This window comes from Enterobacter vonholyi, from assembly GCF_008364555.1.
Taxonomy (GTDB): Bacteria; Pseudomonadota; Gammaproteobacteria; order Enterobacterales; family Enterobacteriaceae; genus Enterobacter; species Enterobacter vonholyi.
Genome location: NZ_VTUC01000026.1, coordinates 1 through 1,190 on the forward strand (window position 1 = coordinate 1; position 1,190 = coordinate 1,190).

Consider the following 1,190-nt stretch of genomic DNA (forward strand, 5'->3'; position numbering starts at 1 on the left):
ATAATATAGGTTTTCATATTCAGCCGGTGGCATCTGCTCGCTCGAACCATGCCGACGCTTACTGTTATAAAACATTTCGATATAATCAAAAATATCGCTTCTGGCTTCGTCTCTCGTTCCGTAGATCCTTTTCTTAATCCGTTCGCGTTTCAGTAGCTGGAAAAAGCTTTCCGCAACCGCGTTGTCGTGGCAGTTACCGCGACGACTCATGCTGCCTTCCAGACCGTGTGATTTCAGGAACGACTGCCACTCATGGCTCGTGTACTGACTACCCTGATCAGAGTGAACCAGTACCTGCTTTTGAGGATTACGCCTCCACACCGCCATAAGTAATGCGTTCAGGACAATCTCTTTTGTCATGCGGGGTTGCATTGACCAGCCGATAACTTTTCGGGAGAACAGGTCAACCACCACGGCCAGATACAGCCAGCCTTCGTGGGTTCGGATGTAGGTTATGTCCGTCACCCAACGCTCATCCGGTGAGTCCGGATTGAACTGCCGCTGGAGCCTGTTGGGTGTCACGATACTGGCTTCGCCTTTACGTGCCCGTGGGCTACGGTACCCAACCTGAGCTTTTATTCCGGCACGCTTCATCAGCCGCCAGACCCGGTTCACTCCGCACTGCTGTCCGGTATCACGCAGATCGAGATGGATCTTGCGATAACCATAGACGCATCCCGACTCAAGCCAGAACTGTTTAATCTGTCCTGTCAGCATCTGATCTGTCTGGTGACGCTGCGAATGTGGCTGCTGAAGCCAGAAATAAAATCCACTCGGATGGACATCCAGAACCCGACAGAGCAAACGAACAGGCCAGCAACGGCTGTTGTCGCGGATAAAGGCGTACCTCAGTCGGACAGCTTTGCGAAGTACGCCGCGGCTTTTTTTAATATGTCCCGTTCGTCCGTAACCCGCTTCAACTCTTTCTGAAGACGGCGGATCTCGGCCTGAGCATCTGACTGTTCATTATGAGTGGAAGAATCCGGGCCGTACTTCTTTATCCAGGCGTAAAGACTGTGAGTGGTGATATCGAGACGTGTTGCAACACTGGAAACAGAATGACCACGATCAACAACCTGTTTGACTGCTTCAATTTTAAACTCTTCAGGATAACGCTTACCGCTCATGGGCACCTCTCTTTAAGTCATCTTAAATGACTCTGAGGTGTCTGTTAAACCCGTGGCGATTCA

Annotated in this window: 1 protein-coding gene; it reads right to left on the reverse strand. The window is 50.8% G+C overall.

What is annotated here, in order from left to right; all coding sequences use genetic code 11:
- A protein-coding gene (locus F0319_RS18800) for an IS3 family transposase (RefSeq protein WP_154818340.1) occupies positions 1 to 1,127 on the reverse strand; the annotation gives its coding sequence in 2 pieces (ribosomal slippage) (positions 1 to 893 and positions 893 to 1,127; 1,128 coding nt annotated over the 2 pieces). This gene is flagged as partial in the annotation.
- Positions 1,128 to 1,190 lie beyond the last annotated feature (63 nt).